The sequence below is a fragment of the Streptomyces sp. AV19 genome, assembly GCF_015999245.1.
Classification (GTDB): domain Bacteria; phylum Actinomycetota; class Actinomycetes; order Streptomycetales; family Streptomycetaceae; genus Streptomyces.
Genome location: NZ_JAEAMR010000004.1, coordinates 357506 through 371244, shown reverse-complemented (window position 1 = coordinate 371244; position 13739 = coordinate 357506). Strand labels below are relative to the sequence as shown.

Genomic DNA, 13739 nt, shown 5'->3' with positions numbered 1-13739 from the left:
GCCCGGAGGGCGCTTCGGGGTCCGGGGCGGAGCCCCGCCCACCCGCGCGGAGCGCAGGCCCGGCGCGCCCCGCGCCCCGCGGGGTGGCGCAGGGGCGCGCAGCCCCTGCGGAGACGGGGAGAGGGCGGGGTGGGGCTCAATCCCCCAGGGGGGCCACCCCCGCCCGCCACAGCCCGTACACATACGCATCGTCCAGCGCCTGCCACGACGCCGCGATGACATTCTCGGCCACCCCGACCGTCGACCACTCCCCCCGCTCGTCGCTCGTCGAGACGAGCACCCGCGTGATCGAGCCCGTCCCCAGACTCCCCTCCAGGATGCGGACCTTGTAGTCCGTCAGCTCCAGAGCGGCGAGCTCGGGGTAGATGCGTTCGAGAGCCACCCGCAGCGCCCGGTCGAGCGCGTTGACCGGGCCGTTCCCCTCCGCCGTCGCGACGATCCGCTCGCCCTTCGCCCAGAGCTTCACCGTCGCCTCGTTCGCGTGCGTCCCGTCCGGCCGGTCCTCGACGATCGCGCGCCAGGACTCGACGCGGTAGTAGCGCAGGGCCCGGCCCGTCACCTCGGCGCGGAGGAGGAGTTCGAAGGACGCGTCGGCCGCCTCGTACGTGTAGCCCTGCGCCTCGCGCTCCTTGACCCGCTCGACCACCCGCCCGACGAGCTCGCGGTCGCCGCCCAGGTCGATGCCGAGTTCCTTGCCCTTGAGCTCGACGGAGGCCCGGCCGGCCATGTCGGAGACCAGCATCCGCATGGTGTTGCCGACCCGTTCGGGGTCGATGTGCTGGTACAGGTCCGGGTCCACCTTGATCGCGGACGCGTGCAGCCCGGCCTTGTGGGCGAAGGCCGAGACGCCCACGTACGGCTGGTGCGTGGACGGCGTGAGGTTGACGACCTCGGCGATGGCGTGCGACACCCGGGTCATCTCGGCGAGCTTGCCGGGCGGCAGCACGCGCCGGTCGTGTTTGAGCTCCAGCGCGGCCACGACGGGGAACAGGTTGGCGTTGCCGACGCGTTCGCCGTAACCGTTGGCCGTGCACTGCACGTGCGTGGCCCCGGCGTCCACGGCGGCCAGCGTGTTGGCCACGGCGCACCCGGTGTCGTCCTGGGCGTGGATGCCCAGCCGCGCCCCGGTGGCCGCGAGCACCTCCGCCACGACGGCGCCGATCCGGTCCGGCAGCATGCCGCCGTTGGTGTCGCAGAGGACGACGACGTCGGCACCGGCCTCGTGCGCGGTCCGCACCACCCGCAGCGCGTACTTCGGGTTCGCGCGGTAGCCGTCGAAGAAGTGCTCGCAGTCGACGAAGACCCGGCGGCCGTGCGCGCGGAGGTGGGCGACGGTGTCACGGATCATGGCGAGGTTCTCGTCGAGCGTGGTGCGCAGGGCCAGTTCGACGTGCCGGTCGTGGGACTTGGCGACCAGCGTGACGACCGGGGCGCCGGAGTCCAGCAGCGCGGCCACCTGCGGGTCGTCCTCGGCCCGGACCCCCGCCCGCCGGGTGGCGCCGAAGGCGACCAGCCGGGCGTGCCGGAAGACGATCTCCTCCCGGGCCCGCCGGAAGAACTCCGTGTCCCGGGGGTTGGCGCCGGGCCAGCCGCCCTCGATGAAGCCCACCCCGAAGTCGTCCAGGTGCCGGGCGATGGTCAGCTTGTCCGCGACGGTGAGGTTGATGCCCTCGCGCTGGGCGCCGTCGCGCAGCGTGGTGTCGAAGACGTGGAAGCCGTCGTCGACGTGGAAGCCGTCGTCCGGGTGTGCGTCCGTCATGCTGGTCTGACTCCTGTCGGGATCTCGGTCTCCTTCAATGACCGGTTCCACCGCCCTCCATGGTCCCTCGCGCTCCGCCCCCCGGCGCTGGTGGTCCGGGAAACGAAAAGACCCCTCGCGGGTGCGAAGGGTCTGCGCGCGGGTCTGGGGCGACGGTGGCCGCGCCGTACGGGGGTTGCGTACGGGCGGTCACTGCGGACCGGCGCGCCTGCTGCCAATAATCGTGACGAGCGAGAGCACGAGGGGCAGTCTGGCACGCCTGTCCAGCCCGAGGGGCGTCCGTCTCAGGATGTGGGCACCGCGTCGTCCCGGGACGGTGCCGGGGCCGGGCGTCCGGTCCCCTGGAGATCGATGTCCCGGGTCTCCCTCATGGTCAGGTAGACGACGAGCGAGACCGCCGCGCACCCGGCCACGTACCAGTAGAAGCCCGACTCGATCCCGCTTTTCTTGAACCACAGCGCCACGTACTCCGCCGTCCCGCCGAAGGCCGCGTTGGCCAGCGCGTACGGCAGCGCGACGCCCAGCGAGCGGACGCCGGTCGGGAACAGCTCCGCCTTCACACAGGCGTTGATCGACGTGTAGCCGGTGACGACGACCAGTGCGAGCAGCGACAGTCCCAACGCGGGCCAGAACGAACCCGCGTGCTTGAGCAGCGTCATGACCGGCACGGTCAGCAGGGTCGAGCCGACGGCGAAGGTGATCAGCAGCGGGCGGCGGCCGATCCGGTCGGAGAGCGCGCCCGCGAGCGGCTGGAGACAGGCGAAGACGATCAGCGCGAAGAAGCTGACGAGGGTCGCGGTCTGCTTGGACAGACCGGCGCTGTTGGAGAGGTACTTCGTCAGGTAGGTGGTGTACGTGTAGTACGCCACGGTCCCGCCCATGGTCAGGGCGATGACGAGGAACGCCTCGCGCTTGTGCCGCAGCAGCGCGCGGATCGTGCCGCGGTCGTCGTGCGCGGTGCCGCCCTCTCCCTCCGTCTCGGCCTCGTACGCCTCGGTCTCCAGCATGTTGCGCCGCAGATAGAAGATCACGGCCGCGCCGAGGGCGCCGACGACGAACGGGATCCGCCAGCCCCAGTCGTGGAGCTGGTCCTTGGAGAGGGTGTGCTGGAGCGTGATCAGCAGGCCCAGGCCGAGGATCTGGCCGGCGGTCATGGACACGTACTGGAAGCTGGAGGCGAAGCCGCGGCGGCCGGGGGCGGACGCCTCGGTGAGGTACGTGGCGCTGGCCGCGTACTCGCCGCCGACGGACAGCCCCTGCAGCAGCCGGGCCACCAGGAGGACGGCGACGCCGCCGTACCCGGCGACGGCGTAGGTGGGGGCGACGGCGATCAGGACGGCCGACGCGGACATCAGCGTCACGGTCAGGGTGAGCGCCGCCTTGCGGCCGCGCCGGTCCCCGACCCGGCCGAGCAGCCAGCCGCCGACGGGTCGCATGAAGAAGCCGACGGCGAAGATGCCGGCGGTGTTCATGAGCTTGGCAGTGTCGTTGCCGTCGGGGAAGAAGGAGCCGGCGAAGTAGGTGGCGAAGCTGGCGTAGACGAACCAGTCGAACCACTCGACCATGTTGCCGGCCGAGCCGACCCAGATCTTCTTCCAGTGCTGTGTGCGTGGTTGTGCCTGTCCCATGGACGGAACGGTGGCGGAGGAGCGGGATTCGGACAAGGGCCCGGGCGGCAACGATCGCGCGTACTTGAGTGCGTTGCGGTCCCGTTGCCGACCCAGCCCGTCCGGGCGTTGCCCCCGCGCGGAGCGCGCCCACGGGGCTACGCCCCGAACCGTTCCCCCAGGCCCGCGCCCAGCAGCTCGTACGCCCGCTCCGCGTCCGCATGCGCCTCGGGCAGCACATCGGAGATCCCCCGGCCCGACACCAGCTTCCGCCAGTTCTCCTGCGCCAACCGCTGATGCACCGTCACGATCTGCGCCGCCGCGAGCCGCGCCGTCAGCGGGTCGGAGGAGCCCTCCAGCTCCTCCGCCAGCAGCTCCTCGTCCCGGTCCGCGTAGCGCACCAGCCGCGCCAGCAGGCTGGGCGTCGTGTAGAGCATGTCGTGGAACGCCCGGACGCCGGCGTTGTCGGTGATGCCGGTAACCGGGTCGTGCGCGTCCAGCCGCGCGTGGACGTGGGCGAGGAGCGCCGCCAGCGGCGACCGGCCGGCCGGGCGGTCGCGGACGACCCGCGCCGCCTCGCCCTGGTGGTCCGCGATGCGGTGCAGCGCGAGGTCCTCCTTGGCGGGGAAGTAGCGGAAGAGCGTCGGCTTGGAGACGTCCGCCGCCGCGGCGACGTCCGCGACCGACACCCGGTCGAAGCCGTGCTCCAGGAAGAGGGCGATGGCCGCGTCCGAGAGCGCCTGCCGGGTACGGCGCTTCTTCCGTTCGCGAAGGCCCGTCTCGCGAAGGCCCGTCGTCTCGTCGGTCATGCGTCCACCGTACCAGCCGGAGCGTTACCGGGAAAGATTTGTTACTCGGTTGCGTTTTTTGCTCCGGCGGTCTTTCATGGCCGCATGAACACCGATGTGACGCACACCGACGTACTGATCGTGGGCGCCGGCCCCACCGGACTGACCCTCGCCTGCACGCTCGCCCGCGCCGGGGCGGGCGTCCGGGTCATCGACAAGTCCCCCGAGTTCCACCGGAGTTCCCGCGCCAAGGGGCCGAACCAGCGCAGCCGCGAGATCCTCGCCGATCTCGGCCTGGGCCCCGCCCTCGACGCCGCGGGCTCCCCGCGCTTCGTGCTGCGCAAGTACCGCGGCGGAATCCCCCTGCACGACGTGGACATCAACGCCGGCGCGCGCGTCACCCCCGAGGTGCCGTACCCCACCGGCCTCGCCATCCCGCAGTGGCGGACCGAGGAGATCCTGCGCGACGGGCTCGCGGCCCACGGCGTCCATGTCGAACGGGGCTGTGAACTGGCGGAGTTGGAGCAGGGCGAGGACAGCGCCACGGTCACGCTCGCGGACGGCCGCCGCATCGCCGCGTCGTACGTCGTCGGCTGCGACGGCGGGCACAGCGCCGTCCGCGCCGCGCTCGGCGTGGCCTTCCCGGGCGAGACCCGCAAGGACCAGGTCGGCTGGGTCGCGGACGTCGAGGCCGACGGGCTCGACCGGGACTACTGGCACCAGTGGTTCGACGAGGACGGCGCGCTGCTGCTGTGGCCGGTCCCGGGGACGACGTCCTGGCAGCTGCAGAGTTCCGTGGAGCGGGACGCCGAGGGGCACGTGGCGCCCCCGTCGCTCGACGCGTTCCAGCGGCTCTTCGACCGGCACGCCCGCGTCCCCGGCGTACGGCTCGCCAACCCGACCTGGCTCTCCACCTATCGCGTCAACACCCGCATGGCGGAACGCTTCCGGGCCGGCCGGGTCTTCCTCGCCGGGGACGCGGCCCACGTCCACCCCGTCGCCGGCGGCCTCGGCATGAACACCGGCATCCAGGACGCGTTCAACCTCGGCTGGAAGCTCGCGCTCGTCGTGCGGAGGCGGGCGGGGGAGGCGCTGCTGGACAGCTACGACGAGGAGCGCAGGCCCGTCGCGGCCTGGACGCTGGAGTTCACCGGCGACCGGCTGCGGGCCGCGATGGAGGGCACCCGCAGGCCGGGCGTCGGCACCGAGGTCGTGATCACCGAGGACGGCACCACCCTGGGCGTCCGCTACCCCTGGAGCTCCCTCGCCTGGGGCGGACCGAAGGCGGGCGAACGCGCCCCCGACGGACGCGCCCGCGACAGGAGGAGGCTCCACGAGGTCTTCGCGGGGCCGCACTTCACCCTGCTCGGCTTCGGCGAGGGGAGCGGGAAGGCCCTCGCGGAAGCGGGGGAGAAGTGCCCGGAGCTGCTGCGGACCTGCGCGGCCGACGACGCGTCCCGCGCGGCGTACGGGATCGGGGACGAGGACGACGCGCTCGTGCTCGTCAGGCCCGACCACCACATCGCGCTGAGCACGCGCGCGGACCGAGGCGCCGAGGCCGTCGACCGTCTGCTGCGCCTCGGCCGCTGATCCGCGCAGGTCAGCCCTGCGCGGCGGTCCGGACGGCCGAGATGTCGAAGGTCAGCTTCACCTTGTCGCTGACCATGACGCCACCGGCCTCCAGGGCCGCGTTCCAGGTCAGACCCCACTCGGAGCGCAGGATCTCGGCGCTGCCCTCGAAGCCCACGCGCTCGCTGCCGTAGACGTCGGTGGCGGCGCCGTTGAACTCCAGGTCGATGGAGAGCGGGCGGGTGACGTCCTTGATGGTGAGGTCGCCGGAGATCCGGTAGCGGTCGCCGCCGAGCGCCTCGGCTGCGGTCGAACGGAACGTCATCAGCGGGAACTTCTCGGCGGAGAAGAAGTCGTCGCCCAGCAGGTGGGCGTCGCGGTCCTTGATGCCGGTGTCCACACTGGCGATCCGCACGTCGAGGGCGGCGCCGGAACGGGACGGGTCGGCGCCGTCGAGGCGGAGGGTGCCCTCGTGCTCGGTGAAGGCGCCCCGGACGTTGGTGACCATCGCGTGGCGCACGGTGAAGCCGATGCTGCTGTGGGCGGGGTCGATGGTGTAGTCGCCGGTCAGGGCGGCCAGTGCCGGGTCGACGGCCGCCGTGGTGGCGGCGGGGCGGGCGGCGGACTTGCGGGTGAAGAGGCCCATGGCGTTCTCCTCGGCGGGTCGTGGGGGTTGTCAGGTGGTTGTTTAACCTTCAACGAGAAGAACCGTAGCGCGATGTAGTTCAAAGTTCAACCTCTTGGGGGGTCTCTTTCGGAATTTCCCGCACCGGTTCTTGCGGGGCCGCCCCGCCCGGTGCCACGGTGTCCCGCACCGCCGCACCCCGAGGACCGCCATGCCTCCCGCACGGACCCGCCGCGCCTTCCTCGCCGCCGCCACCGCCGCACTCCCGCTCCTCGGTGCCCAACGGGCCGCGGCCGCCGACGAGTTCACCGCCCTGCGGCTGCGCTGGCGCGGGCTGCTCCTGGGCACCGGCTTCGACCCCGGGGCCGAGCCCTACGCCGGGGTCCTGCGCCGCACCGGCGCCGACGCCCGCGCCCACCGGGCCCGGATGAACCCCGGGCCCGCCTCCCTGTGGCCCGACGCGCCCTTCGACCCGCCCGCCGGCATCACCCTCAGCTGCGCCCGGCTGCACACCATGGCCCAGGCGTACGTCCAGCCCGGCACCGGGCTCACCGGCGACCCGGGGCTGCTGGCCGCCACGCTCGCCGGGCTCGACCACGTCCACGCGACCGCCTACCACGCGGGCGCCGCGCGGTACGGCAACTGGTGGGAGTGGCAGATCGGCACGCCCCGGCTGCTGCTCGACTCGCTCGCCCTGCTGCACGACGAGGCCGGGCCCGCCCGGCGGGCCGGCTGGCTCGCGGCCGTCGGCCACTTCGTCCCCGACGACGCGCTCGGTCCGTACACCGGCACCAGCACCGGCGCCAACCGCGTCGACCTGTGCCGCGTCGTCGCCCTGCGCGGCGTCCTCGGCGCCTCCGCGGACCGGGTCGCCCTCGCCCGCGACGCCCTCTCCCCGGTCTTCCGGCTCGTCGGCCACGGCGACGGGCTGTACGCCGACGGATCGTTCCTCCAGCACACCCGGGTCGCCTACACCGGCACCTACGGGCAGGTGCTGCTGGACGGCCTGGGCCGGCTCTTCGCCCTGCTGCGCGGTTCCTCCTGGGACGTCACCGACCCCGGCCGGCGCACGATTCACGACAGCGTCGAGCGGGCCTTCGCCCCGCTGGTCCACGACGGCCTGGTGCTGGACAGCGTCTGCGGCCGGGCCGTCAGCCGGGGCCTGACCGCGGACGGCGGCGTCCCGCAGGGCGCCCGGCAGCGCGGCCACGCGCTGATCGCCGCCATCGCCCTGCTCGCGGCCGGCGCCGAGCCCGCCGAACGCGCCCGCTGGCACGGGGCGATCAAGGGCTGGGCGGCCCGCGACCCCGAACCGCTGCGCACCGACCCGCAGTTCGGCACCGCCGACCTGGCCCGCCTCGCCGCCGTCCTCGACGGGCCCGCGCCGCCCGTGCCCCCGGCCATCGGGCACCGGCTGTTCCCCGCCATGGACCGGGCCGTGCACCGGCGGCCCGGCTGGACCGCGAGCCTCGCCATGGCCTCCGACCGCGTCGCCCACTACGAGAACGGCAACGGCGAGCATCCGCGCGGCTGGCACACCGGCTCCGGGATGCTCACCTGGTGGGGCCCCGGCGGCGACGACCCGTACGGGGACGGCTTCTGGCCCACCGCGGACCCGTACCGGATGCCCGGGACCACCGTGTCCACCAAGCGCCTCGCCGACAACGAGGGCGGCCCCTGGGGCGCGCCGGGACCGGCCGCGCGCGACGTCGGCGGGGTCACCGACGGCACGTACGCCGCCGTCGGCCAGCACCTCAAGGGGCTCTCCTCCACGCTGGAGGCGCACAAGTCCTGGTTCTTCGCCGACGACGCCGTGGTCTGCCTCGGGGCCGGGATCACCGCCCGGGACGGCGTCCCCGTCGAGACCGTCGTCGACCACCGCCCGCTCGGCGCGGACGGCGACGCCCGGCTGACCGTGGACGGAGCGGTCCGGCACGAGCGGAGCGCGAACCTCCGCGGCGTCCGCTGGGCCCACCTGGAAGGCCACGGCGGCTGGGTCTTCCCCGGCGGCGCCGAGGTCGCCGTCCTGCGCGAGAGCCGCACCGGGGCCTGGCGGGACATCAACGCCGCGGGCTCGCCGCAGCCGCTCACCCGGCACTACCTGACCCTCCGGCACCCGCACGGCACCGACCCCGCGTCCGGCTCCTACGCCTACGTGCTGATGCCCGGCGCCGGCCGGGCCGCCGTCGCCGCCCGCGCGGCGGACGGCGCCTGGCTGACCGTCCTCGCGAACTCGGCCGCCTGCCAGGCGGTCCGGCTCGGCCCGCCCGGCCTCACCGCCGCCCTCTTCCACCGGGCCGGTACGGTGGGCTCCCTCACCGTCTCCGCCCCCGCCTCCGTGCTCGTGCGGCAGCGGGACCGGCGGGCCGTCCTGCACCTCGCCGAGCCGCTGCGCACCGGTGCCCCCGTCGAGCTGACCTGGGACCGGCCCGTGCGCCGGGTCGTGGCGCACGACGCGTCCGTACGGGTGCGGGGGACCGGCGCCCGGCTGCGGCTGACGGTCGCGCCCGGGACCGCGTGCGCCCCGCACCGCTGCGAGGTGGAGCTCGGCCGGCCGGCCGTCAAGTTCTGAGGTGCACGGCGGCGACGGCGCACCTTTGTGGACTACTCACAGCACGGGGCGCACCGGCGCGCGCTCCTCCCGGACCGTGCACCGTGCCTTTCTGTACTGCCTGCCCACGAAATCGAGCACTACCTTGTGCGGAGTCGACATGATGTTCCGGACCCGACCCCGCGTACCGTCTATCCATGAGCAATCTCGAAGGTGCGCCCGAAGAGGCGAGTGACGTCCGCGGGCGCGTCGCCGAGCTGCACGCCATCCGCGAGCAGGTTCGGCGTGGTCCCAGCGACCGGGCTACCCAGGCACAGAAGGCCAAGGGGAAGCTGACGGCCCGCGAGCGTATCGATCTGCTGCTGGACGAGGGCTCCTTCTGCGAGGTGGAGCCGCTGCGGCGGCACCGTGCCACCGGGTTCGGCCTGGAGGCCAAGAAGCCGTACACCGATGGCGTGATCACCGGCTGGGGCACCGTCCACGGCCGTACCGTCTTCGTCTACGCCCATGACTTCCGCATCTTCGGCGGCGCGCTGGGCGAGGCCCACGCCACCAAGATCCACAAGATCATGGACAAGGCCATCGCGGCCGGTGCCCCGCTCGTCTCGCTCAACGACGGCGCGGGCGCCCGGATCCAGGAGGGCGTCTCGGCGCTCGCCGGCTACGGCGGCATCTTCCAGCGCAACACCAAGGCGTCGGGCGTCATCCCGCAGATCTCGGTGATGCTCGGCCCGTGCGCGGGCGGCGCGGCGTACTCGCCGGCCCTGACGGACTTCGTCTTCATGGTCCGCGAGACCTCGCAGATGTTCATCACCGGTCCGGACGTGGTCCGCGCGGTCACCGGCGAGGAGATCACCCAGAACGGCCTCGGCGGCGCGGACGTGCACGCCGAGACGAGCGGTGTCTGCCACTTCGCCTACGACGACGAGGAGACCTGCCTGGAGGAGGTCCGCTACCTCCTGTCCCTGCTGCCGCAGAACAACCGCGAGAACCCGCCGCGCGTCGTCTGCGAGGACCCGGCCGACCGCACCGGCGAGGCCCTGCTGGACCTCGTCCCCGCGGACGGCAACCGCCCCTACGACATGCGCAAGGTCATCGAGGAGATCGTCGACGACGGCGAGTACCTCGAGGTCCACGAGCGCTGGGCCACCAACATCATCGTGGCCCTGGCCCGGCTGGACGGCCAGGTCGTCGGCATCATCGCCAACCAGCCGCAGTCCCTCGCCGGTGTCCTCGACATCGAGGCGTCGGAGAAGGCGGCGCGGTTCATCCAGATGTGCGACGCCTTCAACATCCCGCTCGTCACCCTTCTGGACGTACCCGGCTTCCTGCCCGGCGTCGACCAGGAGCACGGCGGGATCATCCGGCACGGCGCCAAGCTGCTCTACGCCTACTGCAACGCCACCGTGCCGCGGATCTCGGTGATCCTGCGCAAGGCGTACGGCGGCGCGTACATCGTCATGGACTCGCAGTCGATCGGCGCGGACCTCACGTTCGCCTGGCCGACCAACGAGATCGCCGTGATGGGCGCCGAAGGCGCCGCCAACGTCATCTTCCGCAAGCAGATCGCCGAGGCCGACGATCCGGACGCGATGCGGTCCCGCATGGTCAAGGAGTACAAGGCCGAGCTCATGCACCCGTACTACGCGGCCGAGCGGGGCCTCGTGGACGACGTCATCGACCCGGTCGAGACCCGGCAGGTGCTCATCCGGTCGCTGGCGATGCTCGCCACCAAGCACGCGGACCTTCCGTCGCGCAAGCACGGCAACCCGCCCCAGTGATTCCAGAGAAGGACGGACATCGACATGACTGACGCGCTCGTCCGCGTGGAGAAGGGCCAGGCCGGGCCCGAGGAGCTCGCGGCCGTCACCGCGGTGCTGCTCGCCCGCGCCTCGGCCGGCGACGCGGCCACGATCCCGGCGCCGCGGCGCTCGCCGGCGCGCTGGCGCCGCCTGGAGCGGTCCGCCGGCTTCACGGCGCCGCACAGCTGGCAGGGCTGAGCCTCTTACGCGAAAGGGCCCGCACTCCTGGTTGAGGAGTGCGGGCCCTTTCGGCTTCGCCGGAAGACGCCCCGGACCCGCCCTTTCGCGCCAATCCAGCCCGTCCGGCGTTTGAGGACGAACGCGGCGCAGCCGCGTTGCCCCCCGCGCGGAGCGCGCGAGAAACGGTGAAAGGGCGGGGCGGGGAGAAAACCCCTACCGCAGGCGCGCCATCAGCGCATGCTCGACCAGCGTGATCAGCGCGCTCTTCGCCTCGTTGCGATGACGGGCATCCGTCGTGATGATCGGCGCGTCCGGGCCGATCTGGAGCGCTTCGCGCACCTCATCGGGCGTGTACGGCTGATGCCCGTCAAACCCGTTGAGCGCGATCACGAACGGCAGCCCGCTGTTCTCGAAGTAGTCCACCGCGGGGAAGCAGTCCGCGAGACGCCGGGTGTCGACCAGGACGACCGCGCCGATGGCACCTCGGACGAGGTCGTCCCACATGAACCAGAACCGGTCCTGCCCGGGCGTACCGAACAGGTAGAGGATCAGGTCCTGGTCCAGGGTGATACGGCCGAAGTCCATCGCCACGGTCGTCGTGGTCTTGTCCGGCGCGTGCGTGAGGTCGTCGATGCCCGCCGACGCGGACGTCATCACGGCCTCCGTGCGCAGCGGGTTGATCTCCGAGACCGCGCCGACGAACGTGGTCTTGCCCACGCCGAAACCACCCGCCACCACGATCTTCGCGCTGGTGGTGGAGCGGGCTGCCTCGCCGCTAGAGGTTCCGAAGTCCACTGAGCACCCTTTCGAGCAGTGTCACGTCAGGCTGGCCGCCGGCGGCCGCGTCGCCGCCGGGCTGATGAATGGCGACGAGCCCGGCCTCGGCCAAGTCGGCGACGAGGATTCGGGCGACGCCGAGCGGGATGGACAGAAGTGCGGAGATCTCGGCTACCGACTTGATCTCGTGGCACAGGTGGCAGATGCGCTGGTGTTCCGGCAACTGCCCGTGGAGCTGGGCGGGCTGGGCCGTGGTGTGCACCAGCGCCTCGATGGCGAGCTGGTAGCGCGGCCGCGTCCGGCCGCCGGTCATCGCGTACGGACGGACCAGCGGGTTGTGCTTGCGGTCGCCCGGCGCGCCCGCGCGCCGGTGCTGCGGGCTCCGGCCCTGGCCCTGACCCGCCGCGGGCGGCGCCTGCTGCTGGGCAGGTGCCTGCTGCGGGTACTGGGGCTCGTGCTGGGCCCTTGGACTGGGCGCGGAGGGGAAGTTGAAGCGGTTCAGCGGCGGCCCCGCCTGCTGATCATTGCCGTACGGGTAACCGCCTGGGGGCGTTGCCACGTCTCCTCCTCCGACTTTCCTGTCTGCTGCTGGTCGCGCCACCGCACCTTAAGGCGCGGTGGCGCGAAACGCACTGCCTCTTTGCTAGTTGAGAAGGCTCCCCTGCAGTTCGGCACGGAGGTCGGGTGTCAGAACATTGCCCGCGCGGTCGACCAGGAGGGCCATCTCGTAGCCCACGAGGCCGATGTCGCAGGGCCCCGGGGCGCAGCCCCGGAAGAAACGGTGAAAGGGCGGGGCGGGGAGAAAAACCCCTCACCCCAGCCGGTGCATCCAGCCGTGCGTGTCCTCCACCGCCCCCGTCTGGATGTCCAGCAGCGCCTTGCGCAGACGCATGGTGACCTCACCGGGCTGCCCGTCCGCCACGGTCCAGTCCGCCCGCGTGGACTTGACCGAGCCCACCGGCGTGATGACGGCGGCCGTCCCGCACGCGAAGACCTCCGTCAGCGACCCGTCCGCGTTGGCGTTCTTCCAGTCCTCGACCGAGATCCGGCCCTCGGCGACCTCGTACCCGAGGTCCTCCGCGATGCGCAGCAGCGACGCCCGGGTGATGCCCGGCAGCAGCGAACCGGTCAGCTCCGGCGTCACGATCCGGTTCCCGTACACGAAGTACAGGTTCATGCCGCCCATTTCCTCGATCCAGCGCCGCTCGACCGCGTCGAGCCAGACCACCTGGTCGCAGCCCTTCTCCGCCGCCTGGGCCTGGGCGACCAGCGAAGCGGCGTAGTTTCCGGCGCACTTGGCGGCACCCGTACCACCCGGGGCGGCGCGCACGTACTCCTCCGACAGCCACACGGACACCGGCTTCACGCCACCGGAGAAGTACGCACCGGCGGGCGAGGCGATGACGACGAAGAGGTATTCGTTCGACGGCCGGACACCCAGCCCGACCTCGGTCGCGATCATGAAGGGCCGCAGGTACAGGGACGCCTCGCCGGAGGAGGGCACCCACGCCCGGTCCTGCCGCACCAGCGCGTCGCACGCGTCGATGAAGGTCTCGACGGGCAGCTCGGGCATCGCCAGCCGGCGGGCGGACGCCTGGAAGCGCTTGGCGTTCTCCTCGGGACGGAACGTGGCGATCGTTCCGTCGGCCCGGCGGTACGCCTTGAGTCCCTCGAAGATGGCCTGCGCGTAGTGCAGCGTCATGTTGGCCGGATCGAGGGAGAGCGGCGCGTAGGGAACGAGCTGCGCCTCGTGCCAGCCCACGCCCTCGGACCACTTGATGGTGACCATGTGGTCGGTGAAGTGGCGGCCGAAGCCGGGGTTCGCCAGGATGCGCTCGCGCTCGGCGTCCGGCAGCGGCTGCGAGGAGGGCTTGAGCTCGATCGTGAGCGTGGTCATGGATGCGTGTCCTTCACTTGAGGGTGCTGCGGACCGCGCTCACGCCGCCCCGGTGGGGTCGGGACGTCCGGGCTTCTTCGCATCGTTTTCGCGGCCCCGGTGTCCGATTATCGCTCGGACACGGGTGTTAACGAAACGCCTGCGAACGCCGAAGATGCGCGCGGTCCGGTGGCCGTGGGGGAAA

11 protein-coding genes and 1 pseudogene are annotated in these 13739 nt (G+C 72.4%); 4 read left to right on the top strand and 8 right to left on the bottom strand.

What is annotated here, in order from left to right; translation table 11 throughout:
• Positions 1–136: 136 nt before the first annotated feature.
• The 3 genes from cimA to I5Q34_RS06425 all read right to left on the bottom strand — a co-directional run bounded on the left by cimA (position 137) and on the right by I5Q34_RS06425 (position 4175).
• A complete protein-coding gene (gene cimA, locus I5Q34_RS06435; protein WP_199891172.1) occupies positions 137–1759 on the bottom strand; it encodes a citramalate synthase in 1623 nt (540 codons plus the stop codon).
• 284 nt (positions 1760–2043) lie between these two features.
• Complete coding sequence (locus tag I5Q34_RS06430; RefSeq protein ID WP_199891171.1) at positions 2044–3387, bottom strand: MFS transporter; 1344 nt, start codon at positions 3385–3387, stop codon at positions 2044–2046.
• A 137-nt stretch (positions 3388–3524) separates the two neighbouring features.
• Positions 3525–4175 carry a TetR/AcrR family transcriptional regulator gene (locus I5Q34_RS06425; RefSeq protein ID WP_199891170.1) on the bottom strand — a complete coding sequence of 217 codons (651 nt, stop codon included), beginning with the start codon at positions 4173–4175 and terminating at the stop codon, positions 3525–3527.
• Positions 4176–4259: 84 nt separating this feature from the next.
• On the opposite strand from I5Q34_RS06425, the gene I5Q34_RS06420 reads away from it, so the two are divergent.
• A complete protein-coding gene (locus I5Q34_RS06420) occupies positions 4260–5744 on the top strand; it encodes an FAD-dependent monooxygenase (RefSeq protein WP_199891169.1) in 1485 nt (494 codons plus the stop codon).
• Between the two features lie 10 nt (positions 5745–5754).
• On the opposite strand, the gene I5Q34_RS06415 is transcribed toward I5Q34_RS06420, so the two are convergent.
• The gene (locus I5Q34_RS06415; protein ID WP_199891168.1) at positions 5755–6369 is read right to left on the bottom strand and encodes a YceI family protein; all 615 of its coding nucleotides are present in this window, start codon (positions 6367–6369) and stop codon (positions 5755–5757) included.
• A gap of 190 nt (positions 6370–6559) precedes the next feature.
• On the opposite strand from I5Q34_RS06415, the gene I5Q34_RS06410 reads away from it, so the two are divergent.
• The 3 genes from I5Q34_RS06410 (at position 6560) to I5Q34_RS06400 (ending at position 10899) form a co-directional block, all read left to right on the top strand.
• Entirely contained in the window at positions 6560–8920 is a 2361-nt protein-coding gene (locus I5Q34_RS06410) for a polysaccharide lyase 8 family protein (RefSeq protein ID WP_199891167.1), read from the top strand.
• Between the two features lie 176 nt (positions 8921–9096).
• Complete coding sequence (locus I5Q34_RS06405; RefSeq protein ID WP_199891166.1) at positions 9097–10680, top strand: acyl-CoA carboxylase subunit beta; 1584 nt, start codon at positions 9097–9099, stop codon at positions 10678–10680.
• Between the two features lie 24 nt (positions 10681–10704).
• Entirely contained in the window at positions 10705–10899 is a 195-nt protein-coding gene (locus I5Q34_RS06400; RefSeq protein ID WP_199891165.1) for an acyl-CoA carboxylase subunit epsilon, read from the top strand.
• A gap of 195 nt (positions 10900–11094) precedes the next feature.
• Here the strand turns inward: I5Q34_RS06400 and I5Q34_RS06395 are convergent, their stop codons facing one another.
• The 4 genes and pseudogenes from I5Q34_RS06395 to I5Q34_RS06380 all read right to left on the bottom strand — a co-directional run bounded on the left by I5Q34_RS06395 (position 11095) and on the right by I5Q34_RS06380 (position 13555).
• On the bottom strand, positions 11095–11676 hold the full coding sequence (locus I5Q34_RS06395) for an ATP/GTP-binding protein (protein ID WP_049717346.1): 582 nt from the start codon (positions 11674–11676) through the stop codon (positions 11095–11097).
• A complete protein-coding gene (locus tag I5Q34_RS06390; RefSeq protein ID WP_199891164.1) occupies positions 11657–12217 on the bottom strand; it encodes a DUF742 domain-containing protein in 561 nt (186 codons plus the stop codon). The genes I5Q34_RS06395 and I5Q34_RS06390 overlap by 20 nt, the downstream gene beginning before the upstream one ends.
• An 84-nt stretch (positions 12218–12301) precedes the next feature.
• Positions 12302–12409, bottom strand: a pseudogene (locus tag I5Q34_RS06385) (roadblock/LC7 domain-containing protein); the annotation flags it as partial.
• Positions 12410–12469: 60 nt separating this feature from the next.
• Positions 12470–13555 (bottom strand): branched-chain amino acid aminotransferase, encoded by a 1086-nt coding sequence (locus I5Q34_RS06380; protein WP_199891163.1) that lies wholly within the window; start codon positions 13553–13555, stop codon positions 12470–12472.
• Positions 13556–13739 lie beyond the last annotated feature (184 nt).